The following is a 25,404-nucleotide window of genomic DNA, read 5'->3' as shown; positions in this document are numbered from 1 at the left end:
TCCTGCCTTCCTGACCCGCCGAACCCCGAGGCGGTCGACCGAAAGGAACCGAGATGCCGTTCTCCTCCCTGGCATCACCACTCGACGTGGAGCCGCGGCCGGACAGACCGGCACTGCTGCGCGTGGCACAACCCCCCGACGACGCCGCCAGGTGGGCGGCCGAGCACCGCGACGCGCTGCGCGCCCAGGTCACCGAGCACGGAGCGCTGCTGGTACGCGGCCTCGGCCTGCGGGACACCGGCCGGACCGGTGCGGTCTTCACGGGACTCGCCGGTGAACTCATGACGGAGCGCGAGGCCTTCGCCCCCCGCGAGGCCCACGGCCCCGGGCTCTACTCCTCCACGCCCTGGCCGGCCAACCAGCCGATGTGCATGCACCACGAACTGAGCTACCCGTTCCAGGTGCCCGGCCTGCTGATGTTCGCCTGTCTCACCGCGCCCGAGCAGGGCGGCGCGACAGCGGTCGCCGACGCCGAGGAGATGCTGCGGGCCCTGCCCAGCGGCCTCACCGAACGGTTCGAGCGGGAGGGCTGGATCCTCACCCGCACCTACAACGACGAGATCGGCGCGAGCCTCACCGAGTCCTTCGGCACCGCCGACCGCACCGAGATCGAGCGCTACTGCCGGGCGAACGCCATCGACTGCACCTGGCTGCCAGACGGCACCCTGCGCACCGAACAGCGGCGCAACGCCGTGGTCCGGCACCCGGTCACCGGCCGCCGCTGCTGGTTCAACCAGATCGCCTTCCTCAACGAGTGGACGCTCGCCCCCGAGGTACGGGAGTACCTGGTGGACGTCTACGGCCCGGACGGCCTGCCGTTCAACACCCGCCACGGCGACGGCTCCCCGATCACCGAGGACGTCGTCCAGACCATCAACACCACCTACGAGGCGCACACCCGGCGTGACCCCTGGCAGGCCGGCGACCTGCTGCTGGTGGACAACATCCGCACCGCGCACAGCAGAGAGGCGTTCGGCGGCGACCGGCAGATCCTGGTCGGCATGGCCGAACCCGTGCGGCCGACAGAGGACTGCCCGGCCGTGGAGGCGAGCGAGCGATGACCGACACGCTGTCGAACACCACCCGGTCCGCCGAGCCCGGCCGGACCCCGGCGCCGACCTTCGCGGTGATCACCGGCGAGCAGGTGCAGCAGGCGCTGGCCGGACGCGAGAAACAGCTCGTGGAGCTGGTCGAGGCCGTCTACCGGCTGCACGACGCGGGAGACTCCGTCAACCCGCCGTCGTACTTCCTGCGATTCCCCGACCGGCCCAGCTCGCGGATCATCGCGCTGCCGGCCTCCCTGGGCGGGGACGTCCAGGTGGACGGGCTGAAGTGGGTCTCCAGCTTCCCGGAGAACGTCAGCGCCGGTCTGCCGCGGGCCTCCGCGGTGCTCATCCTCAACGAGCACGACACCGGCTACCCGTTCGCCTGCCTGGAGAGCTCGATCATCAGCGCCACCAGGACGGCCGCCTCCGCGGCGCTGGCCGCCGACTGGCTCAGCCGCGGCCGCTCCCGCCCCACCCGGGTCGGGTTCTTCGGCACGGGCCTGATCGCCCGTTACATCCACACGTTCCTGGCCGGCACCGGCTGGGACTTCGACGAGGTGGGCGTGCACGACCTGGCCGCCGACAGCGCGGCCGGGTTCAGCGGCTACCTGCGGGGGACCGGCAGCACCGCGCGGGTCACCGTGCACGACAGCGCCGAGGACCTGGTCCGCGGCAGCGACCTGGTGGTCTTCGCCACCATCGCGGGCCGGCCCCATGTCACCGACCCCGCCTGGTTCACGCACAACCCGCTGGTCCTGCACGTGTCCCTGCGCGACCTCGCCCCCGAGGTCCTGCTGGGCGCGGCCAACTTCGTCGACGACGTCGACCACTGCCTGAAGGCCGACACGTCACCCCACCTGGCCGAACAGCTCACCGGTGACCGGGACTTCCTGAACGGCACCCTCGGTGACGTCATGTCCGGCCGGGCCGCGCCGCCGCCCGACCGCCCGGTGATCTTCTCGCCGTTCGGCCTCGGCGTCCTCGATCTCGCCGTCGGCAAGTACGTCTACGACGAGGTGTCCCGCGCGGGAGACCTGCGTCTCATCGATGACTTCTTCCACGAACTGCGCCGGTACGGCTGAGACCGTCGTCCTCGGCCCGGCACCAGGAGGCCCGCCGTGCCTGTCATCTCCGCTCCCCACGCCTTCAACGAGGGCGATCTCTTCGTCGACCTGGAGTCCATCTGCGGACACGCGCTCTATCTGAAGTGCGAGGCCTTCAACTTCGCCGGATCCATCAAACTGAAGGCCGCGAACGAGATGGTGGAGAGCGCCGAACGGGACGGACTGCTCACGGCGGACTCCGTCCTGGTCGAGTCCTCCTCCGGCAATCTGGGCGTCGCGCTCAGCATGATCGCCGCGAGCAAGGGCTACCGGTTCCTGTGCGTGACGGACTCCCGCTGCAACCTGTCGACCAGGCTCCTCATGGAGGCACTCGGCAGTGACGTGCACATCGTGGCCGACCAGGACTCCAATGGCGGCTTCCTGGGCACCCGCATCGAGTACGTCCGCAACCTGTGCGCGTCGGACGACAGGTACGTCTGGCTCAGCCAGTACACCAACCCCGGGAACTGGACGGCGCACTACCGCACCACGGCGCCGGAGATCGCCCGCCGGTTCCCGGAACTGGACGTCCTGTTCATCGGGGCGGGCACCACCGGAACCCTGATGGGCTGCGCCCGCTACTTCCGGGAGTGGCACCGGCCGGTGCGGATCGTCGCCGTGGACGCCGCCGGCTCGGTGGCGTTCGGCGGCGAACCGGGCCGCCGGATGATCCCGGGCCTCGGCATGAGCATGCGTCCGCCGCTGCTCGACGAGTCCTTCGTGGACGAGGTGATCCGGGTGGAGGAACCCGACACCATCCGGATGTGCCACCGCATGGCCAGACACGGCTTCCTGTTCGGCGGCTCCACCGGCACGGTGGTCAGCGGTGCGACGGACTGGCTGTCCCGCCACGACACCACCGGCCTCACCGCGGTGGCCGTCGCCCCCGACCTCGGCGAGCGCTACCTCGACACCATCTACCAGACCAACTGGCTCCAGGACCTGTACGGCGACCAGGTGCTCGACAGCGAGGACGCCGAGCAGCCCGAGGCCAAGACCAGGACGAAGACCGAACCCCTGCCCAGGGAGCCCAAGTCCGCCTCACGTGCCCCGGCCCGCCGCCGCAGCCCCTGATCCGGCCGGCAGGCCCCGGCGCACGCACGACCGCCCGAAGCCCCTCGAAGCCGGCCCCGCAGCCGCCCCGAGGGGCTACGGCGTGCCCGGCCCCGGACCGACCCACGTCAGCCGGGGGCCGGGGTGCCGCCGGGCAGGTCGGGGGAGCGCAACAGGCGCAGGAACGCCTTCACGCCCGTGATGATCTCCCGGTTGTCGGTGAGACGGTCCACGGTGGACTCGAACTCCCGGGCCAGCGCGGCGATCCTGCGGTCCGTCTCGTCGGCCCGCTCGTACGCGCTGGTCGACAGCGCGTCCACGGTCCGGCGCAGTTCGGCGAGGGTCCGGTACTGTTCCTCCGCCTTCTCCTCCAGGACGCGGGCCCCTGCCTCGGTCCGGTCCAGCCGGGCGTGCAGCCCGACGACGTCGTCCCGCGGGTACGTGACGTCCTTCAGCAGGGTGCCGAGGCGCCGCCGGAGCTGCGCGAAGTACGCGCCGGCCGGCCGGAAGACCGTGCTCAGCAGGAAGAACCCGGCGAACCAGTACCCCGTGAACTCGCCCGTCGCCCGGGCGACCGCGACGACGACCGCCGCCGTCAGGACGTGCCCCGCGACCGCCGCCCGCAGCATCACGCGGGCGATGCGCGCGGCCTCGGCGTCCCGTTCCCGGGAGACGTCCAGCCCTTTCTCACGGCTGACCGCTATCTCGGCGAGCACGGCGTGCGCCCTGAAGTACAGGTTCCACGGGACCGTGAGCAGGAGCAGCAGCCACCCCAGGCTCAGCACGCCCGCCCCGGCGGCCAGCACCACCGCGGGCGGTGCCCCCGCGACGTACGCGAGGACCAGCGCGGCCGCCGCCACCACGACGGCCACCACCGCACCCAGGAATCCGCCCATGTCCCCGCCCCCTGTCCGCCCGCCGTTCACCGCCCATCGTCCCCGGACCGGTGCGGGCCGGCATGAGTAGGCGTACTCAGCCGGTCGTCCGGAGCGGGAATCGCTGCCGCCGAACACGGACAGACCCGTCTGAGCGACGCCCGTACCGGCGTCCTCATCATCGGGTGCGGTCAGACAGCGGATACGGCCGGTGGCCCCGCGGTAGCAGTGGCGGTGCCTTTCATCGTCAGCAGCGCCCGCTCGTGACCGGGGGCCGGTCACTCACCGCGGTGGGACCACCCCCGTGGGCCCCACCGCGGTGACCGGGCGGATCAGAACGCCAGGTGACGCAGCCACGGTCAGGTGTGGTGGAGGCCGGGCAGCTGGTCCGTGGACATCCGGCGGCCCGGCGGCAACAGGTTGCCGACGCGGTCGAACGGGTGCCAAGGGGTTCCGGGCGCCCTGGGAGGACGGGACGCCGCCGCCTCGATGACCTGCGGCGTCGTCAAGCCGTTGGGACGTCGCTGGGACGGCTGTCCACTTCCGTGGCCTGGGAGGCGACGGGGCGGGAGGCGACGGGGCGGGGGAGGACCGGTTGTTCCAGGAACGCCAGGGTGGCCGCCACGAACCGGTCCGGGTCGTCGAGCCACGGGAAGTGCCCGGCGCCGGGCTGGACGGTGTACCCGGCGTTCGGGAAGAGCCTCACGAACTCGGCCGCCGTCGGTGGCGGGAAACCCGGATCGACCTCCCCGGCCAGCACCAGCACCGGTGCCCCGAACCGGGCGAGCTCCGCACGGGTGGCGTCCGGGTCGTAGGCGCCCTCGGCATGGAAGGCGGCCACCACCTCCGTGTTCATCCGCTCCTCGGCAGCCCGGTGCGCTCGGGCCGCCTCGTCCCAGCGGCCGTACGAGAACGGCGCGACGGCCCGCCAGTTCTCCGCGGTCGCCCGGCCCGCGCCGATCGCCTTCAGGGCCGCGAACGCCTCCGGGAACCACGGCTCGTCCCGGCGCGGCCGGACGGTCTCGCGCCGCAGTTCTCCGCTGATTTCGATGCCGACGGCCCGGACGCTCGGCGTGATCAGCGCGAGCCTGCCGACGTGTTCCGGACGGCGTCCCGCGTACCGCAGGGCCAGACTGGCGCCGGCGGAGTGCGCCAGCAGGTCCATCCGGTCCAGGCCCAGATGCTCCCGGAGGGCCGCCACGTCGTCGGCCAGCCGGTCGCAGCGGCAGGAGGCGAGGTCCGTCGGCATCGCCGAGCGGCCCGTGCCACGGAGGTCCAGCATGATCAACCGCCGGTGCGCGGAGAGACCGCCGAGTTCGCCCAGGTAGGCCGACTCCTGAGGGCCGCCCGGCAGGCAGACCAGCGGCGGGCCGTCCCCGACCACCCGGTAGGCGAGGCCGGTTCCGTCGTACGAGGTGAAGAATTCCATGCCGGACAGCGTGCGGGCGGCGACGGGTGCCGGCCTATCGTTCAGCCAGGGCTACATGACGGGGCGGCACGGATGGCGGTCGGGATCAGGTTCACCGCGGCGTCGGTCGCGAAGGTGCGGTTCGCTCTCTCGCCGCTGGGCGAGACGGTGCTGGCGCTGCGGATCCTGCTGGGCGGGGCCGGTCACGAGGTGCACCGGCCGTGGGTGCGCCGGGCCCGGCAGGTGCCGGCGGGTGAGCGCGAACTGCCCCTGCTGCGGGCGATGATCGCCGGTCCGCTGCCGTCGTTCCTGTTCCCGGTGCCGCAGGAGCGGCTGCCTTCTGTGTCGGCCGAGCTCGACCAGCTGCGGGCCACCGAAGAGGGCTTCTTCCGGCGGGAGTACGGCGCCGTGGTGGGCGTACCGGACGATCAGGTCCCGGCGCCGGCGGCCGTGCTGCCACGGCTCGCGGACGCCCTTCACCGCTGCCACGAGCAGCTGATCGCTCCGCACTGGGGCCGGATGCGCGCGGTGCTGGAGGCCGACGTCGCCGGCCGGGCGCTCACCCTGGTGGACGGCGGGGTCCAGGCGCTCTTCGCCGAACTGCACCAGGACATCGCCTGGGACGGCGGCCAGTTGGTGGTGCACGGCCGGCGCGCCCCGCACACGGCGGTCACGGTGGACACCGGCGGGCACGGCCTGGTCCTGCTGCCCAGCGTCTTCAACTGGCCGCACGTGGGCGTCGACAAGTCCCCCGTGGAAGCCGCGTCGATCCGCTACCCGGCGGTGGGCGTCGGCCTGCTCTGGGAACCCTCCGTCCGGACGGCGGCGGGACTGGCCCCGGTGCTGGGCCGCACCAGGACGGCGATCCTCGCGGCCCTCGCCGAACCCCTGACGACGCCGGCCCTGGCGGTCAGGCTGGGCGTCACCCCGAGCGCGGTCTCCCAACACCTGGGCGCGTTGCGCGGGGCGGGCCTGGTGTCGACACAACGGGAGGGCCGCACCGCGCTGCACCTGCGCACGGAACGTGCGAACCACCTGATGGGCGACGGCGCCCCGTGAGCGGCGCGGCAGCGGCTACCGTGGCCGTCCCCAGCTGAAGGAGACCGGCATGACGATCCGTCGGATGGACAACGTCCTCATCGTGGTCGAGGACCTCGATGCCGTCATCGCGTTCTTCGTCGAACTCGGCATGGAGCTGGAGGGCGCCGGCCCACTCGAATGGCCGGGGGCCGCGCGCGTCATCGGGCTCGACGACGTCCGGCAGGACATCGCCATGCTGCGGGTCCCGGGCGGCCCCGGCCGGGTGGAGCTCGCGAGGTTCCACCAGCCCAAGGCCATCACCCCCGAGCCGAGGGACGCACCGGCGAACACGCTCGGCCTCCGGCGTGTCATGTTCGCCGTGGACGACATCGAGGACGTCGTCGCCCGCCTGCGCGCTCACGGCGCCGAACTCGTGGGCGAGATCGTGCAGTTCGAGAACATCTACCGGCTCTGCTACGTCCGCGGCCCCGAGGACATCGTCGTCGGCCTCGCCGAGCAGCTGGGCTGACAGCCGCACAGCCGCACAGCCGTACAGCCGAGGTGCCGGCCCGGGTCGGGCCGGCACCGCGGGCGCCTGCGCGTGGGAGCCGCCGCTCAGGGCTCCGTCACCACTGAGCGGGTGAGTGCGGGCCGCGTGCCGCTGCGGTAGGCGGAGATGCCGAACGCCAGGAGCCAGTAACTGAGGAACGCCCCCATCAGCGCGGTGGTGCCCCAGCCGTTGGCCGCGTAGAAGTGCGCGGGGGTGTTGCCGAAGAACAGCGACGGCACGAACACCAGGTTGACGCCCGCGAGGACGTAGGCCGACCGGCCGGTCCACCGGGGCAGCAGCTCCGTGCGCGAGACGAGGAAGCCGACCGTGGCCAGGAACAGCGCCAGCAGCAGTCGGGAGATCGACCCGTACAGGATGTAGGTGCCGCTGACCGCGATGGTCGGGTCGATCGGGTGGTCGACGGCGATGACCGCGCCCGCCTCCAGACCGCTGGAGACCAGCGTGACGGTGGCGTAGACCAGCCCCGCGGCGAAGGCGACCGAGCCGGCCCACTCGTACGCCGGGCTCACCCTTTTCACGAGCTCCCGCAGGGCGGTCACGAACACGACCAGGCAGACCAGCGCGACGATCCCGATGAGCAGCCTGCTCAGCACGTTCGCGTCCGGTGGCGGGCCCGAGTAGACGAAGTACAGGGGTACTTCGACGATGAAGGCGGCCGCGGCGGCGATGCCGGCGACGCCGGTCAGGCGCCGCGCGAAGGTTTCCGTCATGGGTGTCCCCCGATGGGTGTGGTGGATGCTTGGCCGGCCCGTTCGCCGACGTTATGCAGCCTGCCCGTCGCGGGGGGCCGTCGTCGCTGGGCCTGGACACCGAAGACGGGGTGGTGCCAACACCACCTCGACCGGGGCCGCCCCCGCCCTGTGCTACCGTCGGGCTTTTGCAGCGTCGCTGCACCGGTGCTCTGGAGCGCCGCTGTGTCGGTGCCCGGTCCGGTGTCTCCGGCCGGTGACCGCGTCCCCGCCGCGCCTTCCTCGGTACGGTCCCTTCGGAGGAAGGCTTTCTGTGAGCGAACCAGCACGTACCGACTCCGGGCACCAGGACCGGGAGCGGGTCCCGCGGGTGACGTCCTTCGCCGAGCTCGGGCTGCCGGCGGAGGTGCTCCGGGTGCTCGACGAGCACGGTGTGACGGTTCCCTTCCCCGTCCAGGCGGCGACGCTGCCCAACGTGCTCGCGGGACGGGACGTCCTCGGCCGGGGCCGTACCGGGTCCGGCAAGACGCTCGCCTTCGGCCTCGGCATGCTCGCCCGGACGGCCGGGCGGCGCGCGCAGCCCAAGGAGCCGCTGGCGCTCGTCCTGGTGCCCACCAGGGAACTGGCGCAACAGGTCGGTGAGGCGCTCACCCCGTACGCCGAGGCACTGCGGCTGCGGCTGGCGACCGTGGTGGGCGGGGTGTCCGTCGGACGGCAGGCCGCCGCGCTGCGGGACGGCGCCGAGATCGTCGTCGCCACGCCCGGCCGGCTGCACGACCTCGTCGAGCGCAGGGACTGCCGGCTGGGGCGGGTGCGCGTCGCGGTCCTGGACGAGGCCGACCAGATGTGCGACATGGGATTCCTGCCCCAGGTCACCGCGCTCCTGGACCAGGTGCGCCCCGACGGGCAGCGGATGCTGTTCTCCGCCACCCTCGACCGGGACGTCGACCAGCTGGTCCGGGACTACCTGCGCGACCCCGCCGTCCACTCCGTGGACCCCTCGTCCAGCGCGGTCCCGGCGATCGAGCACCACGTCCTCGTGGTGCACGGCCCCGACCGGTACGCCGTGACCACGGAGATCGCCGCCCGCGACGGCCGGGTCCTGCTGTTCCTGGACACCAGACACGGCGTCGACCAGCTCACGCGGCATCTGCGGGCCAACGGCGTGGCCGCCGCCGCGCTGCACAGCGGGAAGGCCCAGCCACAGCGCACCCGCACCCTGGCCCAGTTCCGGAGCGGGCAGGTCACCGCCCTGGTGGCGACGAACGTCGCCGCCCGCGGCCTGCACGTCGACGACCTCGACCTGGTGGTCAACGTCGACCCGGCCACCGACCCCAAGGACTACCTGCACCGCGCGGGCCGCACGGCCCGGGCCGGCCGTTCCGGCACCGTCGTGACACTCGTCCTGTCGGGGCAGCGCCGCGAGACCAGCCAGGTCATGGCGGACGCAGGCGTCGCCCCCAAGGTCACCAAGGCACGGTCCGGCGAGGCGGAACTGAGCCGGATCACCGGTGCCAGGACCCCGTCCGGACAGCCTCTCGACGGCGGCCCGGCCGTACCCCGCCCCAAGAACCACAACGTCCCGTTCCGCGGCCTGGGCACCAGCAAGGACGCGCGGGGCGGCGGCGCCGACGGCAGGCCGTCCCGCAGGAGCAGCGAGGCCCGCAAGCTCGCCCAGGCCCGCGAGGCGGCCCGGATACGGCGCGGCGGCTGAACCCGGCCCCCACAGGCGCCCGCGCCCCGGCCCCGGCCCCGGTGACTACCGGGTGGCCCGAGGCGGGTGCGGGAGCAGCCCCGGGTGGCTACCGGGCGCGGCCCGAGGCGGGTGCGGGAGCCGTCCGGGGCGCCCCCTCCCCGCGCTTCCCGGCCGCCGGACCCGATGGCCGCAGGCCGACCACCAGGCCGACGACGACCACGCCGATGCCCGCCCAGACCGGCGGCCCCGGCACACCGGTACCCGCGACCGCGCCCCCGCCCGCCGCGGCGAGCGGGGCGATGCCGGTCAGCAGCCCGGCCCGCCCCGCCCCGGCCGCCCGGACCGTCGAGTACCACAGCACGAAGGCGACCGCCGTGACCAGCACCGCCAGATAGCCGACGGCGGCCCACTGCACCCCGGACAGCTCCGCCACGGCCGACGGCCCTTCGGACAGCGCGCCGAGGACGGCCAGCAGGGCTCCGCCCAGCCAGGTCGCGTGCACGGACACCCCCCACGGGGTGTGCCGGCCCAGTACCGGCACGGCGAGCAGGGTGAACGCGGCCTCGCACCCGAGCGCCAGCGCGGCCCACGCCACTCCGACGGCATCGGTGCGGCCCGTCCCCTCCACCAGCACCGCGCCGGTCATGACGACGGGCGCCGCCACCAGGACCCGGCTGCTCGGTCCGCGCCGCTCCAGCAGGGGGCCCACCAGCCCGAGGACCACCGGGACACAGGCGACCGCGACCGCGATCACCGCGGGCTCCGCATGCGCGACACCCCGCACCACGGCCACGTTGAACAGCACCAGGCCGGTGACCGCCAGCCCCGTCAGCCACAGCCACTCCCGTCCGCGCGGCCACACCAGGCGGGCACCGGCGGCCCTCGCGACGACCAGGAGGATCACGGTGGCGGCCGCGTACCGGACGGCCTGGGCGGTGAACAGCGGGGCACCGACGAGGGAGTGCGAGACGGTGACGCTGCTGCCGACCAGCACCATCCCCGCCATGCCGGGCAGCAGCGGGGCGAACGAGGCGGAAGGGGAAGGGGTGTCCATGTCCTCCACCCTGCCCCCACAATGGACGCCATGGGCAGGTCCACGAAGCCGACGTCCGAGGGGTCCAAAAGTCCGCGTCCGGTGACCGCGCCGGCCGTCGGATCCGACTTCCTCCAGCTGGACATCGGCCGGGTACCGGCCGGCGGGCGCACGGCCTGGCTGGCGGACCGGCTGCGGTCGGCCATCGCCGACGGCCGGCTGCCCGTCGGGACCCGGCTGCCCGCCAGCCGGGTACTGGCCGCGGAGCTGAGCGTGACGCGCGGTGTGGTCACCGAGGCCTACCGGCGGCTGGCCGAGTCGGGCCAGATCGCCGGCCGCGGCCGGCTCGGCACGGTCGTCGTGGCGGCCCCCGCGCCGCCCCGCACCCGCCCCGCCGGCCCGCCCGAGTCCCGGCCCGCGCTCTTCGCGGCGGCCGACCGCGAGGGTGCCGTGGACGCACTGCGTGCGCTGCCGTGCCGGATCGATCTCTCGCCGGGCGTCCCCGACCTCGCCGCGTTCCCCCGCACCGCCTGGCTGCGCGCCGAACGCGCCGTACTCGCGAGCGTCTCGCCGGGCGACTTCGGATACGGCGACCCCCGGGGCGCTCCCGCCCTGCGCCGGGCCGTCGTCGACTGGCTGGCCCGCAACCGCGGCATCCGTGCCGATCCGGCCGAGGTGGTGGTGGTCGCCGGGGTGGCACAGGCCCTCGGACTGCTCGCCCGGATCCTGCGGAAGGACGGCATCAGCCGCATCGCGGTCGAGGACCCCGGATCCCTCGGCGCGCGACAGCAACTCGAGTACGGCGGCCATACGGTCGTACCCGTCCCCGTGGACGGCGGCGGGCTTGACGTCGGCGCGCTGCGTGCCGGCGGAGCCCGCGCGGTGCTGACGACCCCGGCGCACCAGTTCCCCACCGGGGTCGTCCTCGACGGCGAGCGCCGCCGTGAGCTGCTGGACTGGGCGGCCGGCGGGGGAGTGGTCATCGAGGACGACTACGACGCCGAACACCGCTACGACCGGCCGCCGGTACCGGCCCTCCGCTCCCTGATGCCCGAAGGCGTCTGCTACGCGGGGAGCGTCTCCAAGCTGCTCGCGCCCGCGCTGCGGATCGGCTGGCTCCTGGTCCCGCCGGACCGGCTGGACGCCGTGGTGACCGCGAAGCGGTACGCCGACCTCGGGACCGGCATCCTCACCCAGCTGGTGCTCGCCCGGCTGATGGACTCCGGCGAGCTGGAACGGCACCTGCGGCACGTCCGGTCCCGCCACCGGCGCCGACGGGACGCCATGCTGCGGGCGATCGGCGCGCACCTGCCGGGCGCCCGGGTACACGGCGCGGCCGCGGGCCTGCACCTGATGGTCACCTTCGGCGACGGCGGCGTTCGCGGCGGCGACTTCGAGGACGGTGATTTCCGGGACGGCGGTTTCGAGGACGGTGGTTTCCGGGACGGCGGTTTCGAGGACGGTGGCTTCCGGGACGGCGGGTTTCGGGACACCGACCTCGCCGAGGCCGCCCTCGCTCGTGGTGTGAAGGTGCATCCGCTGTCGTGGCACCGCATGACGCCCGGCCGGCCGGGCCTGGTCCTCGGCTACGCGGCGGGCCCCGCCCACGAGATCGACGAGGGCGTCGCCCTCGTCGGCGCGGCTCTGCGCGACACGCTCGCCTGACGGATCACGCGGGCTCCGGTGTCCCGGGGCGAGGCCCCGCCCGCGCACCGGACCCCTCCGGGCGGGATGGCAGGCTTCTCCCATGCGCTACATCATCATCGGGGCAGGGGCGGTCGGCGGAGCCATCGGCGGGCGGCTGGCCGGTGCGGGACACGAGGTCGTGCTGGTGGCGCGGGGCGCGCACCACGAGGCCCTGCGCGAGGCCGGGCTGCGGCTCAGAGTGCCCGAGGGCGAACTGACCTACCGCCTGCCGGTCGTGGACGGACCCGACGCGCTCGGCGAACTGCGCGCCGACGACGTACTGGTGCTCACGGTGAAGACCCAGGACGCGGCGGCGACGCTCGGTGCCTGGGCCCCCGCACCCGTCGCCGGCGGCCGGACCGCTGCCGAGCGGCTGCCCCTGCTCTGCGCGCAGAACGGCGTCGAGAGCCGGCGCATCGCCCTGCGCCGCTTCCGGCACGTGTACGGGGTCTGCGTCTGGCTGCCCGCCACCCACGTCGAACCCGGTGTCGTCTCCGCGGCGGGCGCACCGCTCACCGGCATGCTGCACCTGGGCCGTTACCCGCACGGCACGGACGACACGATCCGCGCCGTCGCCGCCGACCTGGAGACCGCCCGGTTCGAGGCGCCGGTCGTGGCCGATGTCGCCCGCTGGCAGTACGCCAAGCTGCTCGGCAACCTCCGCAACGCCCTGGAGGCCGTCAGCGGACCGGCCGACGACCCCCGTCTGCACGAGCTGTACGGGAGGGTGCGCGGCGAGGGCGAGGCCGTGCTGGACGCCGCCGGCATCGCCTACGCGGGCCTCCGGGAACAGCAGGAGACCCGCGGCGACAAGATCACCCTGGTCGGCCTCGACGGGGCCGAGCCGGCCGGCGGCTCCTCCTGGCAGTCCCTCAGCCGGGCCACCGGCACGATCGAGGCCGACTTCCTCAACGGCGAGATAGCCCTCCTCGGCCGACTGCACGGTGTCCCGACCCCGCTGAACGAGCTCCTCCAGCACCTGGCGAACACCTTCGCCCGGCAGCGCCGGGCACCCGGCTCCCTGGCGGTCGAGGAACTGCTCCGGCTGGCCGACGAGGCGACCGCGTGCGAGTGAGCGGGACCGCGGGGGAGGGGCCGTTCCTGATGTCGGTCGAGGACGTCTTCAGCCCCCGACAGGGCCGGACGGTCATGCTGACGGGCCGGATCGAGCGTGGCCGGGTGCGCAGGGGCGACGAGGTGGAGATCGTCGGTCCGGGCGGCGGCGCGACCGTCCGGGTGGCAGACATCGACGCGAGTCGGGCACGGGTGGCCGAGGCCGGTACGGACACGCACGTGGGCATCCTGCTGCCGGGCACGGCGGCACAGCGGGCCGAGCGGGGCCATGTGCTCGCGACACCCGGCTCGATCAGCGCCCACGCCCGTTTCACCGCGGACATCACCCTGCTCCCGGAGGAACAGGGCGGTGCCGACGTGGTGTCCGGTGATCGTCTTCACTTGCACACCCGCAGCGCCGCGGTGTGGGCCACCGTCGAGCTGTACGGGATCGACGTGGTGCGGCCCCTGCACGGGGCGGAAGTGACCGTCACCCTCGACGAACCCGTAGCCCTGGAGCAGGCCCAGCCCTTCGCGTTCCGCCATCACGGCCGGGCCGCCGGCTCCGGCACCGTGCTCGGCCTCCCGCGCTGAACCGCACGGACCAGGCCACCCGCTACGGATACGGGCGCGGTCCGGGCGGCGTACGCCCGGCCGGAACCGCCCGCCCCCTGTGGTCGTCTTGTGCGCTGACTGTGTACGAAGCGGGGCGATGGGGGACGCGGTGGCGCGGAACGTGACGAAGGCCGGTCTGATGATGGTTGCCGTGGTGACGGTGGTCGGGGCCTCGGCCTGCGGCGGGGAGGCCGGCGCGGCGGCCGGCGGCAGCGGTGGCACGCTCCCCGCGCACCGGACCGGGGAGGCCGCGTCCTCGGACACCGTGGGGACGTTGTCCGGCACCGCGCGGACGGTGTCCGGCACCGTGCGGACGTTGCCCGGCACCGCGCGGACCACGGCGTCGGCCGTCACCCGGCGCGTGCCGTGGAACCTGGACGTCCTGGACCAGCGGTCGCGGCCCCTCGACGGGAAGCTCACCACGACCGCCACGGGCAAGGGCGTGCACGTCTACGTGATCGACACCGGGCTGGACGTCGGGCATCAGGAGTTCGGCGGACGGGCCCACCTCGGCGCCGACTTCGTGGGCCCGAAGGACTCCGGTGACTGCTTCAGCGAGGCGGGAACCGGCCACGGCACGTTCGTCGCGGGCATCATCGGCGGGGCGAAGTACGGGGTGGCACCCAAGGCGGAACTCGTACGCGTCCAGGGCATCCTGTGCGAGAGCGAGGGCGGCGGCTCCCCGGCGGCGGCCGAGGCGGCGCTGGTGAAGTCGGTCAAGTGGGTCACCGCGCACGCGCAGAAGCCGGCGGTGGTGAACATGTCGCTCAACCTCGATCACCGGTCGGCGGCCCTGGAGTCCGCCGTGAAGAAGATGGTCGACGCGGGGATCCCGACCGTGGTGTCGGCCGGCAACTTCCACGACGACGCCTGCAAGCACTCCCCGGCCGGCGTCCCCGGCACCATCGTCGTCGCGGCCTCCACCCCGAACGACCGGCCGTGGAGCGACACCGGCTCCTACGGCTCGGGCTACGGTCGCTGCGTGGACCTGTACGCCCCAGGCCAGAAGGTGACCGCCGCCCTCGCCGGTGGCGGTACGACCACGGAGAACGACGGTGCCACGTCCTGGGCCGCGCCGCACGCGACCGGAGTGATCGCGCTGTACCTGTCGGCACATCCGCACGCCACGGCCGCCCAGGTCCACGTCTGGCTCGACCACACGGCCACCCGCGGCATCCTGCACGGCGTCCGCTCCGACACCCCGAACCGGCTGCTCAACACCGGCGGCCTCTGAGGCTGTCGCACCGAATACGCGCGGGCCCGCCGAAGGCCGGCGGTCCGGCTCAGTCCGTGACCACGGACGTGTTGAGCCCCTTGTCGTAGTGGTTGCGGGCGATGCGGATGCCCGTACTGCCGTGGAAGACGAACAGCGGCGAGGCGTACGGCGGCGCGTCGGCCTCGGCCAGCCGGCGCACGGTGGCCGAACTGTAGAGCCCGACGGAGTCCCACCGCATACGACGCGGTCTGTGGAGCTCCTGGCAGTCGGGACACCGCCGGAACACCACCTCGTGGATGAAACCGGAAGGCCTCCCCTTCCCGCACACGTCCAGCCGACTTAGGGGGCGTTCCGGCGTAGGGAGACCCAGCTCGAAGTGGAGCACCGTCAGAGCCGTCCACTCGCGAGCCCCGCCGGCCCACCTGTTCTGGCTGAGCCTGAGCACCGATGGGGTGTCCTCGGCCGAGCCGTGCCCGGTGACAGCGCTGGCGTGTCTACGGCAGGCGCTGTTGTTGTGCGCGGGCTCTCCGAGGAACGTCGGTGCCGTTCACGGTGTGTCGGAGGGGGCCGGGTAGGAGCTGGTTCGGTAGCGGCCGCGGAATTCGGCGAGCAGTTGGTCGGTTGCTTCGGCGCCGGCGCTCACCGCGGCATGGACGTCGCGGAAGTAGTTCTCGTAGCCGGCCGGGGTGTAGAGGCACAGGGCTTTCGCTGTAGCCGGGCCTTCGTTGCGGAAGCCGTGAGGGGTACCGCGGGTCGCGGCGAGCAGATACCCCGGGCCGGCAGTCACCTCGCCGTCCCCGGTGTGGAGGGTCAACTCACCTTCGAGCACGTAGAAGTATTCGTCATGTCCTTCGTGCACGTGGGGCCTGGCGCCGATGGTGCCCGGCGCGAGGCTGAACTCCTCAAAGGCGAAGTGTCCTGCCGTGTGCTCGCCGGTGAGCCGGAAGAAGTGCGCGACACCGGCAACGTCGATGAGCTCGCCGTCCGAGGGGAGGCGCAGGAGAGGACTAGGTGCGTCGCGTGGAGGGCTGTCGGTCATGAGGTCATTGTGGCCCGGCATTTTCCTTCGATCTCTTTCAGCCGCGGCGGCCTCGGTCGGTCACGGGCGCTGCGGTGGTGCTGACCGTGCAGCGGATCACGCGTTTACGCAGGTAGTGGCGGTCGGCTCGGCATCCATAGGCTCTGCCGGCCCGCACCCGGTCCGTTCGGCAGCGCGGCTTGCCGACGCCTGTGCGGAGCACTCTGATGCGCTCCTGGACGGCCCGAAACCGGGGACCGTCGTGTCACGCTGACCGGCGCACAGACAGCCGTACCGGGACGGGTTGCGGCGATAGGTTGTTCCGGTGATCGAATCCCTGCCGCCCGGTGGCGCTGTGCTCGATGCGAACGAACTGGAGGCCCGCTGGGCGGACGCCTGGCGACCGGAACAGGTCGCGGTGCGGTTGGACGGGGTCGTAGCACCCTGGTGCATCGCCGCGGGGTGGGCACTGGATCTGTTCCGCGGGGAACAGTCGCGGCCGCACGGCGATCTGGAGATCTCGGTGCCCGCGGCGGGGTTCCCGGAGATCCGGCACCGTTTCCCCGAGTACGTGTTCGACGCGGTGGGTTCGGGGCGGGTCTGGCCGGAGGCGGGAGCTGAGGAGCTGGCGGCCACGCACCAGACCTGGCTGCGGGATCCGACGAGCGGCCAGTTCCTGTTTGACGTCTTCCGCGAGCCGCACGAGGGCGGGACCTGGATCTGTCGGCGGGACGAGCGGCTGCGACTGCCCTATGACGCGGTCATTGAGCGAACTCCTGACGGAGTCCCCTACCTCGTGCCGGAGTTGGTGCTGCTGTTCAAAGCGAAGGCGCCACGGCCCAAGGATCAGGCCGACTTCGACGGGGTGCTGCCGCTGCTGGGCAGGGCCCGGCGGGATGTCCTTGGTGGGTGGCTGGAGCTCGTGCACCCCGAGCATCCGTGGCTGCCCGAGCTGGCGGGGTGAGTGGCGCGCCACCGGACGGCCGAGGACGGTCCAGCCGGCCGTGACGGCGGGGCCTGGCTGAGTACGCCTCCGGCCTGCCCGCGACGGCGATGCCGTCATGGACAGGTCGGTGCGCTCATCTGCGGATGATGTGGTCCGACGGATACGGGGTGGCCGGCGTGACCGGCGGGCCTCCGGCCTCCGCCGTCATCGGTTGCGCGTAGAGATAGGGGACCGAGACTGGTGAGGTGGGAGGGAAACCCGGTACGGCGGCGTCGAGATGGGCATCCAGGCTCAGCGCGGCGGAGATGAGGGCGAGGTGGGTCAACGCCTGCGGAAAGTTGCCGAGTTGCTCGCCGGTCAGCCCGATCTCCTCGGAGTACAGACCGAGATGATTGGCGTAGGTGAGCATCTTCTCGAAGACGAAGCGCCCCTCACGCAGACGGCCGGCGCGGGCGAGGGCCTCGACGTACCAGAACGTGCACGCCGAGAAGGTGCCTTCGGAACCGCGCAGCCCGTCCGGGGAGGCGGAGGGATCGTACCGGTACACGAGGCCGTCGGACACGAGATCCTTCTTGATCGCGTCCAGCGTCGAGAGCCACCGCGGGTCCTGCGGGGGGATGAACCCCACCGCGGGCATCCGCAGCAGCGCGGAGTCCAGGACCTCGCTGCCCAGGTACTGGGTGAACGCAGCCCGCTCCGCACTCCAGCCTCGCTGCATGATCTGCCAATAGGCGGCGTCGCGTTGCCTGGTCCAGCGCTGCACCTCACCGGGGCGGCCGCTGCGGGCGGCCATACGGACGGCCCGGTCCAACGCGATCCAGCTCATGAGCCGCCCATAGGTGAAGTCCTTGTCACCGCCCCGTGTTTCCCAGATACCGGCTTCGGGACGGTCCCAGTTCTCGCACACCCAGTCCACCGTGTTGATCAGTGCCTCCCAGATGCGGCAGCACCGTTACGGGCCACGCAACGCGGGACAGCGCGGCGCCGGTCGCGTCGTTCCCGGACCCGCCCGGACACGACCGGCTGCGGGGTGCGGCGATGCGGCCGTTCGGCCCCCCGCACAGTCCCAGGTTCCTCCACGACCTGCGCGGAGAGCTGGCCAGGGTCGTCGCCGACCTGTTCGACGGGCTCGAAGGCAAGGACGAGGAGGACGAACAGCGCTTCCACGGCTGGGCCGACACCGTGGCGTCGGGGCTCGATCCCAGCGGCGGGCAAAGAGGGCTGGAAAAGGCACAACAGGCACGCCGCGAGCTGGGCGCCTACCTCGCCGGCCTGATCGACACCAAGCGCCGCCGCGACGGCAGCGGGATCCTCGGCCCCCTGGCCCGCGAAACAGGCCCCGGCGGCAGCATGTCCACCGCGGAGCTGGTGTCCACCGCGATCGTGCTCCTGATCGCGGGCCACGAGACGACCGTCAACCTGATCAGCAACGCGACACTCACACTGCTGCGCCACCCCGAGGTCCTTGAGCGGTTCCGGAAGGAACCGGAGCTGGTCGTCCCGCTCGTCGAGGAAGTGCTGCGGTACGAGCCACCGGTCCAGTTCATACCGTTCACCACCACCCTGGCAGACATCGACATCGCCGGGACCACCATCCCCAAGGGCGCGCCTGTCCGGCTGATGCTGGCCTCGGCCAACCGCGACCCCAAACGCTTCGAGGATCCCGACCGGTTCGATCCCGACCGCGCGGACAACGAGCATCTGGGGTTCTACACCGGCATCCACTACTGCTTCGGCGCCCCGCTGGCCCGGATGGAGGCGCAGCTCGCCCTGCCGGAGCTCTTCCGCAGGATCAGGAACCCACGGCTGCTGGCGGACCCACCGCCGTACCGCGCCAACCCCGTCCTGCGCGGCCCCCACCACCTTCCCGTGGCGATCGACGGCCTCACCACACCATGACGAGCCGTCCAGGGGGCCTCGCTCAGCCCGGCGGCCGCGGCGGCGCGCACGTCTGCGGGTTGCGGGTTGCGGGACGAGCCTCAGCGGCCGCTGTTCGCTTCCGGTCGCCACCGGCGGCCGAGGAGGACGAAGGCCGCACCGGCGGCCACCGACGCGGCGGCTGTGCTGCCGAGGGTGACGGCGTGCGTGGTCTGCCGCCCGGAGCCGGTGTCCGCGAGGGTCGTGCCGGAAGGATCAGCCGCGGTCGTCGTGGTGGCGGTGGTCCGGGAGGCCTGCTCGATCAGGCGGCTGACCGCGCCCGGCTGGGACACCGCGACGGCGTGGGACGCTTTGACCTCGACGGTGTGCGCATGGGCGCGCTGGGCCATGAACCGTTGTGAGGCCGGCGGGATGTTGCGGTCCTCGGTGGTGATCAGAGTCCAGGAGGGGATCGTCTTCCAGGCGGCCTTGGTGGCCTTCTCCTGCAGGGCCGAGGCGGCCACGGGACGCTGGGTGACGGCCATCAGGTCGGTGACCGGTCTGGGCACGTCGGCGGCGAACTGGTCGTGGAACTTGTCGGCCTTGATGTACTGGTCGGTGCCGGTGCCCCCGCCTGGAAGAGGGAAGGGCACGTTCCTGAGGGTGGGGCCGAGCGAACTCCCCGGGAACTTGTTGGACAGCCCCAGAGAACTCTCCCCCTCCGCGGGGGCGAAGGCGGCGACGTAGACCAGCGCCTTGACCTGGGCGTCACCGACGGCGGCTTCGCTGATCACGGCGCCGCCGTAGGAGTGGCCGACGAGCACGACCGGTCCGTGCACGCTCTTCAGCACGCTGTGGATGTACTCGGCGTCACTGGCCAGTCCACGCAGCGGGTTCGCCGGAGCGATGACCGGATACCCCGCCTGCCGCAGGCGCGTGATCACCCCGTTCCAGCTGGACCCGTCGGCGAAGGCGCCGTGTACCAGCACGATGGTGGGCTTCACGCCGCCTGTGCCGCCTTCCGCTGAAGCCGACGCCGTCGGGATCGCGCACAGGCCGGCGACGGCGATTGCAGCTGCCGCACCGTGAAGACGCTGTCTGCGGCGTCGTATGCCAGGGACCGTACTCATTCTGTCCTCGCCTTTCGTCAGGCTGTACCGCAATCAGCTTCACGCGTCCGTGGCACCGAGCCAGCTCACCCAGTGCAATCGGGTGAAATCGGTACGGCAGTCGGTGTAACCGCTTCCGTGAGAGGCGCGGCGGGCGCAAGGACGGGGTAGGGGCGCTCGTCGCGCACATGCGGTGCGAGGCCCGCGCCGCCGGTCTCGAGGGTCGCGTACTAGGCGGTCGCGACGCCCAGGAAGCGCAACACCGCCAGGACGCGACGGTGGTCGGCGTCGGCCTTGGGCAGGTCGAGCTTGGTGAAGATGCTGTTGATGTGCTTGGCGACCGCGCTCTCGCTCACGACCAGCTCGGCGGCGACGCCGGAGTTGGACCGGCCGCCCGCCATCAGCTCCAGCACCTCCCGCTCGCGCGGTGTCAGCCGGTCGAGTGGATCGCTGTGCCGGCGCACCAGCAGCTGCGCGACGACCTGCGGGTCGAGCGCGGTGCCACCGGCCGCCACCCTGCGTACCGCCTCGGTGAACTCCTCGACGTCGGCGACGCGTTGCTTGAGCAGATAACCGACGCCCGAGGTGTTGGCGGCGAGCAGATCGGCCGCGTACCGCTCCTCCACGTACTGCGACAGCAGGAGCACGGCGGTACGCGGATATTGGCGGCGGATCACCAGCGCGGCGCGTACTCCCTCGTCCGTGAAGCCGGGCGGCATGCGCACGTCGACCACGGCGATGTCGGGCCGGTGCTCCTCGACGGCCGCCAGCAGCCCTTCCGCGTCGGCGACCTGCGCGCACATCTCGAAGCCGGCCGCCTCCAGCACCTTGACCACGCCGATGCGCAGCAAGAGGGAATCCTCGGCGATCACGGCGCGCACGGCAGCTCCACGGTGATGACGGTCGGGCCCCCGGCGGGGCTGCGGCAGGAGAACGTGCCGTCGACGGACGCGACGCGCCTGGCGAGCCCGGCGAGCCCGGTGCCGCCGGCCGCCGCGAGATCCGCGCCGCCCGCTCCGTCGTCCGCGACGACCACCAGCAGTGTCTCCCCGATCCGCTCCACGGTCACGTCCGCCCGGCTCGCCTGGGCGTGTTTGACCACGTTCGTCAGGGCCTCGGAGACCACGAAGTACGCGACGGCCTCGACCGTGGGCGAGGGGCGCCGCGGCAGGTCCACCGCCACGCGCACCGGGATCGGGAGGCGGGCGGCGACCCCGGACAGCGCGGCGTCGAGGCCGCGGTCCTCAAGGACGGCCGGATGCAGGCCGCGCACCAGGTCGTTCAGCTCGGCGATCGCCTCCTTCGCCTCGCGGTGCGCCTCGTCGATCACCTTGCGGGCGTCCTCCGGCAGGTCGCCGAGGGTGGCCCTGGCCAGGCCCAGGTTGACGGCGAGTGAGACGAGGCGCTGCTGCACGCCGTCGTGCAGGTCGCGCTCGATCCGCCGCCGCTCGGCGTCGGCGGCGTCGAGCACGCCGGCCCGGCTCTCGGCGAGGTCGGCGACCCGGCGGGCCAGCTTGTCCGTGCGGCTGGGGCCGAGCAGGACCTCGGCCGCCCGGGTCTCCAGCCGCACCAGCGCGCCGGTCAGCCGGGGCCCGAGGAACAGCAGGGCGAGGCCGCCGGCGGTGATGTAGGCGGCCTGCGTGCTGTACCCGACGTCGCTGACCCGCCACTGCGGGGGCAGCGCCCAGATCCACACATAGACGGAGGCGGCCACGAGAGCGGTGCCCCAGACGACGAGGACGGCGAGGTCCAGGACGGCGAGCGGCGGACCCGCCACGGCGTGGTAGCAGACCTGCCGCCACAAGGCCCGCGTGGTCAGCCGGCGCACCGGCGACGTCCAGTCGCGTCCCGGCCCGGGTACGGCGGGGCGCGGGAGGTCCTTGCCGACGAGCGCCCGGTAGCGCCGCCGCTGCCCGGCGGTCAGCAGGGGTGTCACCACGAGCGTGAGCAGCACGGGCAGCGGAGTCACAGCCACCGCCCAGGGCGCGTGCACCCACGCCGCAATCGTGCCGAGCAGCCAGAGCCACAGTGGCACCACGGCGAGGTGGAGCGGCAGGCCGGCGGCGACGAGCGCGGTCCGGTGTCCCGCCCTGCGGAACAGCCGGCCCGGCACCAGCCGCAGCCACGTCGTGAGTTGCATGCGTCACACGGTAAAGCCGCAGGCCATCCCCGTGCCATGACGCTTCCGCCCGGTTCGGGGGTGCACTTCTCTCCACCCCGGGTCGGAACCCTGCGTGACTGACGGCGCCCTGGTGCGCGGCGGAGGGTGGAGCACATGAAGGGGAGAGCCGGCGGGGAGCGGGGGAAGACGATGCGTCAACTGGTGCTGTGTGATGACGAATTGACCGGTGCCGAGGGCTTCGGCCGCGCCGAGGCCATCCCGCTCCGCGAAGAGGCGGAGGAGCCGCGCCCGGCGCGGGGCATGCGGCGGGCCGGGTGGCTGCTGGTCGCCTGCGGGCTCGCCCTGCTGCCGTGGCTGTACGTGCTGGCCGTCGGCCTGCCGGCCACCGCGACCGCGGCGCACTGGCCGGTCGCCTGGGTCGGGCTCGACGCGCTGGAGGCGCTCGGCCTGATCGCCACCGGCCTCCTCGCCGCCCGCGGCGACCGGCGGCACGCCCTGGCAGCCGCCGCCACCGCGACGCTGCTTGTGGTGGACGCCTGGTTCGACACCACGACCGCGGCCCCGGGCGGCGACTTCGCCGGCGCGGTCGCCATGGCGCTCGGCGCCGAGCTGCCGCTCGCCGCGCTGTGCGGCCGGCTGGCACTGCGGACCCTGAACCGGCCCGCGTGACGCCGACCGCCCGACTACGTAGTCGTGCCGGAGCGCGCAGGCGCGCTCGTGGGCGGCGACGCGTGTTCGCGGGTCGGGAGCACACCGGTCACGCGATGAGTTGCTCCGCAGGTCACAACGGTGGGGCCGGCGGGGCTGGATTTCCCCGACGCGACCTGGTCGCGGCCGGCTGACGCTGCACTCGCATCAGGGCTGCTTGCCGGACCGGTCGCTGTCGGCGGGCGGTGACCAGGGACTGATGTTGCGGACTTCGACGTCGTCGGGCGCCAGGACGCGGCCGTCATGGGCGCGCATGTCGAGGTGGGCCACTGGCAGGCCGTCACGACGGTCGACGAGTCCGAGTCGTTCCTCTTCCGGGTCGAACAGGTTGTCCTCGCCCCATTGTCGCAGCGCGACGAGCGCGACCCGGAGGGCCTTGCCCTTCTGTGTGAGCCGGTATTCGGTGTATGCGCTGCCGTCGGACGCGGGCTGTTGTCCGGCAGCGCGTTCAGCCCGGCGGTTGGCCGCGCGCTGAGGAGGGCGGGATCGGCTGGTCCGGCGGGGGTCAGGCGTAGGCGTCCTCGACAGTGACTCGGCGTACTGTGCGCAACGTCGACCGGAGGCTGTCCAGGTCGGTCGAGCCGAGAGCGAGACGGAGCGCCTGCGGTGTGTGCTTCGAGGTGGTGAAGGGTTCCGCTGTGCTCACCGAGATGCGCTGACGAGCGAGGGTGGCGGTCAGGCGATCGGCGCGTGCGTCGTCGGGCAGGGGCAGCCAGGTGAAGTAGGACGAGGGGTGGCCGATGAGCGGAAGGCCCGCCAGTTCTTGTCCGGCGATTGCTTGGCGGGCCCTGGCGTCGTCGCGTTTCCGCGCTTCCAAGTGGTCCACCGTGCCGTCGTCGAGCCAGCGGCAGGCGATCGCGGTGGTGAGGGCCGGGGTGTTCCATGTGGTCGCCCGGATCGCGCGTTCGAGCGACGGCACCCTGGACGGCGGGGCGACGACGAAGCCGACCCGCAGGCCGGTGGCGACGCTCTTGGACAGTCCCGAGACGTAGACGGTGATGTCCGGTGCACTCGCAGCCAGCGGCGGTGGCGGATTCTCGACCAGGTAGGCGTACGCGGCGTCTTCGATGATGAGCGGACCGTGGTGCCGAGCGATCCGGATCAGACGGGCGCGGTCGGCTGCCGACATGACCCACCCCAGAGGGTTGTGCAGGGTCGGCTGGGTGTAGACGGCGCGCACGGGGCGGGTCGCGCACAGCTTCTCGAAGGCATCGAGATCCGGCCCGTCGGCGGTTGTGGGTATGGGCTCCACGTCGAGATGAAAGGCATGCGCGAGCACCTTGAAACCCGGGTAGGTGAGTGCGTCGACAGCGACGACGTCACCGGCGTTGAGCGTGGCCATGACGGTGATGGCCAGGCCGTGCTGCGCGCCGTTGACGACCATGATCTCGTCCGCGGCAGGAGAGAGTCCTCGACGCCTCAGGTGCCGAGCGATCGAGGCTCTGTCCTGGGGACGTCCTCGATGTGGTTGGTAGCGCAGCAGCGAGTCGAGTTCGCCTGAGGTGGCCACCTCTCGCAGGGTCTGCCGTAGGAGATCGGCTTGGCCGGGCAGTGACGGATAGTTGAAGTTGAGGTCGACCGTATCCGTGGCGACGACTTGCTGATCGATTCCGTGACCGGCGTGGACCGCGACGTCCCGCACGAACGTGCCACGGCCCTGTTCCCGGCTCACCAAGCCCATGGCTTCCAGCTCGGCGTACACCCGAGTCGCGGTCGCCACGGCCATCCCCTCGCGGGCGGCGAGCCCGCGGTGCGTCGGCAGTCGCACACCGGCGGCGAGCCTGCCTGTCCGGATGTCCGACGCGAGCGCGTCGACCAGGTTCTTGTACCGCGAGGCTGCCATACACCGAATTGTATCCATGACAATTCTTTGACTGTCCTGTTCACGGGTCCCTATCGTCAAAACCCGCTCACCCGGAAGGACGGCCGTCATGCACATCGCGATCCTCACCTTCGAGGGCTACAACGAACTCGACTCCCTGATCGCGCTCGGCGTACTCAACCGCGTCAAGGCCGACGATTGGCGCGTCACCCTCGCCACGCCCAGCCCCAAGGTGACGTCAAGGAACGGGGTGGTGCTTGAACGGATGTCCACCCTCGAGGAGGCGTGCGCCGCTGACGCGGTCATCGTCGGCAGCGGAATCGCTACCCGCGAGGTCGTCGAAGACCAGGCGATCATGAACCTCCTGCGCGGCCTGGACCCCTCGCGCCAACTCATCGCCGCGCAGTGCTCCGGCGCGCTCGTACTGGCCAGGCTCGGTCTGCTCGACGACATCCCCGCCTGCACCGACCTGACCACCAAGCCCTGGGTCGTCGCCGCCGGCGTCGAGGTGCTCAACCAGCCCTTCTACGCCAAGGACAACCTCGCCACCGCCGGCGGCTGCCTCGCTTCGCACTACCTCGCCGCCTGGATCATCGCCCGTCTCAAGGGCAACGACGCCGCCGAAAGCGCACTGCATTATGTCGCCCCGGTCGGCGAGAAGGAGCAGTACATCGAGCGCGCGTGGCGCAACATCACCCCCTACCTGCCCGCTCCCGCACCGGCGCTCGTCTGAACCAACCAGTCGCGTGGACTGCTGC

25 protein-coding genes and 1 pseudogene are annotated in these 25,404 nt (G+C 72.5%); 14 read left to right on the top strand and 12 right to left on the bottom strand.

Annotation, left to right across the window (positions count from 1 at the left end):
* Positions 1-53: 53 nt before the first annotated feature.
* Genes MB828_RS36470 through sbnA form a run of 3 tightly spaced genes read left to right on the top strand, consistent with a single transcriptional unit; the run spans position 54 to position 3,223 of the window.
* Positions 54-1,061: a TauD/TfdA family dioxygenase gene (locus MB828_RS36470; RefSeq protein WP_301651912.1), complete on the top strand. Its 1,008-nt coding sequence runs from the start codon at positions 54-56 to the stop codon at positions 1,059-1,061.
* The gene (sbnB, locus tag MB828_RS36465; protein ID WP_301651911.1) at positions 1,058-2,128 is read left to right on the top strand and encodes a 2,3-diaminopropionate biosynthesis protein SbnB; all 1,071 of its coding nucleotides are present in this window, start codon (positions 1,058-1,060) and stop codon (positions 2,126-2,128) included. The genes MB828_RS36470 and sbnB overlap by 4 nt, the downstream gene beginning before the upstream one ends.
* Positions 2,129-2,164: 36 nt before the next feature.
* Entirely contained in the window at positions 2,165-3,223 is a 1,059-nt protein-coding gene (gene sbnA / locus MB828_RS36460; RefSeq protein WP_301651910.1) for a 2,3-diaminopropionate biosynthesis protein SbnA, read from the top strand.
* A 107-nt stretch (positions 3,224-3,330) separates the two neighbouring features.
* Here the strand turns inward: sbnA and MB828_RS36455 are convergent, their stop codons facing one another.
* Both MB828_RS36455 and MB828_RS36450 read right to left on the bottom strand, forming a co-directional pair.
* Positions 3,331-4,098 (bottom strand): hypothetical protein, encoded by a 768-nt coding sequence (locus MB828_RS36455; RefSeq protein WP_301651909.1) that lies wholly within the window; start codon positions 4,096-4,098, stop codon positions 3,331-3,333.
* A gap of 484 nt (positions 4,099-4,582) precedes the next feature.
* Complete coding sequence (locus tag MB828_RS36450; protein WP_301651908.1) at positions 4,583-5,506, bottom strand: alpha/beta fold hydrolase; 924 nt, start codon at positions 5,504-5,506, stop codon at positions 4,583-4,585.
* A gap of 72 nt (positions 5,507-5,578) precedes the next feature.
* Here MB828_RS36450 and MB828_RS36445 point away from each other — a divergent pair, with 72 nt between their 5' ends.
* Both MB828_RS36445 and MB828_RS36440 read left to right on the top strand, forming a co-directional pair.
* Positions 5,579-6,544, top strand: coding sequence for an ArsR/SmtB family transcription factor (locus tag MB828_RS36445; RefSeq protein ID WP_301651907.1), 966 nt, complete (start codon positions 5,579-5,581; stop codon positions 6,542-6,544).
* A gap of 49 nt (positions 6,545-6,593) precedes the next feature.
* Entirely contained in the window at positions 6,594-7,034 is a 441-nt protein-coding gene (locus MB828_RS36440) for a VOC family protein (protein WP_301651906.1), read from the top strand.
* Between the two features lie 86 nt (positions 7,035-7,120).
* Here MB828_RS36440 and MB828_RS36435 read toward each other — a convergent pair whose 3' ends face one another.
* Positions 7,121-7,786, bottom strand: a complete 666-nt coding sequence (locus MB828_RS36435; RefSeq protein WP_301651905.1) for a hypothetical protein — start codon at positions 7,784-7,786, stop codon at positions 7,121-7,123.
* A 292-nt stretch (positions 7,787-8,078) separates the two neighbouring features.
* Between MB828_RS36435 and MB828_RS36430 the strand changes: the two genes are divergently transcribed.
* A complete protein-coding gene (locus MB828_RS36430) occupies positions 8,079-9,479 on the top strand; it encodes a DEAD/DEAH box helicase (RefSeq protein WP_430381485.1) in 1,401 nt (466 codons plus the stop codon).
* Positions 9,480-9,567: 88 nt separating this feature from the next.
* Here the strand turns inward: MB828_RS36430 and MB828_RS36425 are convergent, their stop codons facing one another.
* Positions 9,568-10,515, bottom strand: a complete 948-nt coding sequence (locus tag MB828_RS36425) for a DMT family transporter (RefSeq protein ID WP_301651904.1) — start codon at positions 10,513-10,515, stop codon at positions 9,568-9,570.
* Positions 10,516-10,536: 21 nt separating this feature from the next.
* Between MB828_RS36425 and MB828_RS36420 the strand changes: the two genes are divergently transcribed.
* The 4 genes from MB828_RS36420 (at position 10,537) to MB828_RS36405 (ending at position 15,082) form a co-directional block, all read left to right on the top strand.
* Positions 10,537-12,159, top strand: a complete 1,623-nt coding sequence (locus tag MB828_RS36420) for a PLP-dependent aminotransferase family protein (protein ID WP_430381484.1) — start codon at positions 10,537-10,539, stop codon at positions 12,157-12,159.
* 82 nt (positions 12,160-12,241) lie between these two features.
* Complete coding sequence (locus MB828_RS36415; protein ID WP_301651902.1) at positions 12,242-13,255, top strand: ketopantoate reductase family protein; 1,014 nt, start codon at positions 12,242-12,244, stop codon at positions 13,253-13,255.
* Positions 13,256-13,284: 29 nt separating this feature from the next.
* Entirely contained in the window at positions 13,285-13,827 is a 543-nt protein-coding gene (locus MB828_RS36410; RefSeq protein WP_301651901.1) for an EF-Tu/IF-2/RF-3 family GTPase, read from the top strand.
* Between the two features lie 118 nt (positions 13,828-13,945).
* Complete coding sequence (locus MB828_RS36405) at positions 13,946-15,082, top strand: S8 family peptidase (protein WP_301651900.1); 1,137 nt, start codon at positions 13,946-13,948, stop codon at positions 15,080-15,082.
* A 49-nt stretch (positions 15,083-15,131) separates the two neighbouring features.
* Here MB828_RS36405 and MB828_RS36400 read toward each other — a convergent pair whose 3' ends face one another.
* Positions 15,132-15,302 (bottom strand): hypothetical protein, encoded by a 171-nt coding sequence (locus MB828_RS36400; RefSeq protein WP_301651899.1) that lies wholly within the window; start codon positions 15,300-15,302, stop codon positions 15,132-15,134.
* Between the two features lie 309 nt (positions 15,303-15,611).
* On the bottom strand, positions 15,612-16,103 hold the full coding sequence (locus tag MB828_RS36395; protein WP_301651898.1) for a cupin domain-containing protein: 492 nt from the start codon (positions 16,101-16,103) through the stop codon (positions 15,612-15,614).
* A 304-nt stretch (positions 16,104-16,407) separates the two neighbouring features.
* On the opposite strand from MB828_RS36395, the gene MB828_RS36390 reads away from it, so the two are divergent.
* Positions 16,408-17,046: a nucleotidyltransferase domain-containing protein gene (locus MB828_RS36390; protein ID WP_301651897.1), complete on the top strand. Its 639-nt coding sequence runs from the start codon at positions 16,408-16,410 to the stop codon at positions 17,044-17,046.
* Between the two features lie 247 nt (positions 17,047-17,293).
* On the opposite strand, the pseudogene MB828_RS36385 reads toward MB828_RS36390, so the two are convergent.
* Positions 17,294-17,947 (bottom strand): annotated as a pseudogene (locus tag MB828_RS36385) (glycoside hydrolase family 15 protein); the annotation flags it as partial.
* Between the two features lie 119 nt (positions 17,948-18,066).
* On the opposite strand from MB828_RS36385, the gene MB828_RS36380 reads away from it, so the two are divergent.
* Positions 18,067-18,927 (top strand): cytochrome P450, encoded by an 861-nt coding sequence (locus MB828_RS36380; protein ID WP_430381483.1) that lies wholly within the window; start codon positions 18,067-18,069, stop codon positions 18,925-18,927.
* Positions 18,928-19,007: 80 nt separating this feature from the next.
* Here MB828_RS36380 and MB828_RS36375 read toward each other — a convergent pair whose 3' ends face one another.
* From MB828_RS36375 to MB828_RS36365, 3 genes are all read right to left on the bottom strand, one after another.
* On the bottom strand, positions 19,008-19,889 hold the full coding sequence (locus MB828_RS36375) for an alpha/beta fold hydrolase (RefSeq protein ID WP_430381482.1): 882 nt from the start codon (positions 19,887-19,889) through the stop codon (positions 19,008-19,010).
* A 335-nt stretch (positions 19,890-20,224) separates the two neighbouring features.
* Entirely contained in the window at positions 20,225-20,875 is a 651-nt protein-coding gene (locus MB828_RS36370) for a response regulator transcription factor (protein ID WP_189908279.1), read from the bottom strand.
* Positions 20,863-22,134 (bottom strand): sensor histidine kinase, encoded by a 1,272-nt coding sequence (locus MB828_RS36365; RefSeq protein ID WP_301651896.1) that lies wholly within the window; start codon positions 22,132-22,134, stop codon positions 20,863-20,865. The genes MB828_RS36370 and MB828_RS36365 overlap by 13 nt, the downstream gene beginning before the upstream one ends.
* Before the next feature lie 135 nt (positions 22,135-22,269).
* On the opposite strand from MB828_RS36365, the gene MB828_RS36360 reads away from it, so the two are divergent.
* On the top strand, positions 22,270-22,785 hold the full coding sequence (locus MB828_RS36360; protein WP_301651895.1) for a hypothetical protein: 516 nt from the start codon (positions 22,270-22,272) through the stop codon (positions 22,783-22,785).
* A 186-nt stretch (positions 22,786-22,971) separates the two neighbouring features.
* Here the strand turns inward: MB828_RS36360 and MB828_RS36355 are convergent, their stop codons facing one another.
* Both MB828_RS36355 and MB828_RS36350 read right to left on the bottom strand, forming a co-directional pair.
* A complete protein-coding gene (locus MB828_RS36355) occupies positions 22,972-23,094 on the bottom strand; it encodes a hypothetical protein (protein WP_301651894.1) in 123 nt (40 codons plus the stop codon).
* Positions 23,095-23,329: 235 nt separating this feature from the next.
* The gene (locus MB828_RS36350; RefSeq protein WP_301651893.1) at positions 23,330-24,757 is read right to left on the bottom strand and encodes a PLP-dependent aminotransferase family protein; all 1,428 of its coding nucleotides are present in this window, start codon (positions 24,755-24,757) and stop codon (positions 23,330-23,332) included.
* On the opposite strand from MB828_RS36350, the gene MB828_RS36345 reads away from it, so the two are divergent.
* Positions 24,756-25,379 (top strand): DJ-1/PfpI family protein, encoded by a 624-nt coding sequence (locus MB828_RS36345; RefSeq protein ID WP_301651892.1) that lies wholly within the window; start codon positions 24,756-24,758, stop codon positions 25,377-25,379. The two genes, MB828_RS36350 and MB828_RS36345, sit on opposite strands and share 2 nt — an antisense overlap.
* Positions 25,380-25,404: the final 25 nt, after the last annotated feature.

This window comes from Streptomyces arenae, from assembly GCF_022343545.1.
Classification (GTDB): Bacteria; Actinomycetota; Actinomycetes; order Streptomycetales; family Streptomycetaceae; genus Streptomyces; species Streptomyces humi.
Note: the sequence above shows the minus strand (reverse complement) of the source record. Positions and strands in the feature narration are given on the sequence as shown.

Excerpts from the sequence above, each read along its gene's own strand:
- MB828_RS36350 (WP_301651893.1), bottom strand. The coding sequence starts at position 24,757 with ATGACGGCCGTCCTTCCGGGTGAGCGGGTTTTGACGATAGGGACCCGT.
- MB828_RS36470 (WP_301651912.1), top strand. The coding sequence starts at position 54 with ATGCCGTTCTCCTCCCTGGCATCACCACTCGACGTGGAGCCGCGGCCG.
- MB828_RS36415 (WP_301651902.1), top strand. The coding sequence starts at position 12,242 with ATGCGCTACATCATCATCGGGGCAGGGGCGGTCGGCGGAGCCATCGGC.
- MB828_RS36455 (WP_301651909.1), bottom strand. The coding sequence starts at position 4,098 with ATGGGCGGATTCCTGGGTGCGGTGGTGGCCGTCGTGGTGGCGGCGGCC.
- MB828_RS36440 (WP_301651906.1), top strand. The coding sequence starts at position 6,594 with ATGACGATCCGTCGGATGGACAACGTCCTCATCGTGGTCGAGGACCTC.
- MB828_RS36360 (WP_301651895.1), top strand. The coding sequence starts at position 22,270 with ATGAAGGGGAGAGCCGGCGGGGAGCGGGGGAAGACGATGCGTCAACTG.
- MB828_RS36435 (WP_301651905.1), bottom strand. The coding sequence starts at position 7,786 with ATGACGGAAACCTTCGCGCGGCGCCTGACCGGCGTCGCCGGCATCGCC.
- MB828_RS36450 (WP_301651908.1), bottom strand. The coding sequence starts at position 5,506 with ATGGAATTCTTCACCTCGTACGACGGAACCGGCCTCGCCTACCGGGTG.
- MB828_RS36425 (WP_301651904.1), bottom strand. The coding sequence starts at position 10,515 with ATGGACACCCCTTCCCCTTCCGCCTCGTTCGCCCCGCTGCTGCCCGGC.
- MB828_RS36380 (WP_430381483.1), top strand. The coding sequence starts at position 18,067 with ATGCGGCCGTTCGGCCCCCCGCACAGTCCCAGGTTCCTCCACGACCTG.
- MB828_RS36345 (WP_301651892.1), top strand. The coding sequence starts at position 24,756 with ATGCACATCGCGATCCTCACCTTCGAGGGCTACAACGAACTCGACTCC.
- MB828_RS36445 (WP_301651907.1), top strand. The coding sequence starts at position 5,579 with ATGGCGGTCGGGATCAGGTTCACCGCGGCGTCGGTCGCGAAGGTGCGG.
- MB828_RS36420 (WP_430381484.1), top strand. The coding sequence starts at position 10,537 with ATGGACGCCATGGGCAGGTCCACGAAGCCGACGTCCGAGGGGTCCAAA.
- MB828_RS36365 (WP_301651896.1), bottom strand. The coding sequence starts at position 22,134 with ATGCAACTCACGACGTGGCTGCGGCTGGTGCCGGGCCGGCTGTTCCGC.
- sbnB (WP_301651911.1), top strand. The coding sequence starts at position 1,058 with ATGACCGACACGCTGTCGAACACCACCCGGTCCGCCGAGCCCGGCCGG.
- MB828_RS36400 (WP_301651899.1), bottom strand. The coding sequence starts at position 15,302 with ATGCGGTGGGACTCCGTCGGGCTCTACAGTTCGGCCACCGTGCGCCGG.
- MB828_RS36395 (WP_301651898.1), bottom strand. The coding sequence starts at position 16,103 with ATGACCGACAGCCCTCCACGCGACGCACCTAGTCCTCTCCTGCGCCTC.
- MB828_RS36405 (WP_301651900.1), top strand. The coding sequence starts at position 13,946 with ATGGGGGACGCGGTGGCGCGGAACGTGACGAAGGCCGGTCTGATGATG.
- MB828_RS36410 (WP_301651901.1), top strand. The coding sequence starts at position 13,285 with ATGTCGGTCGAGGACGTCTTCAGCCCCCGACAGGGCCGGACGGTCATG.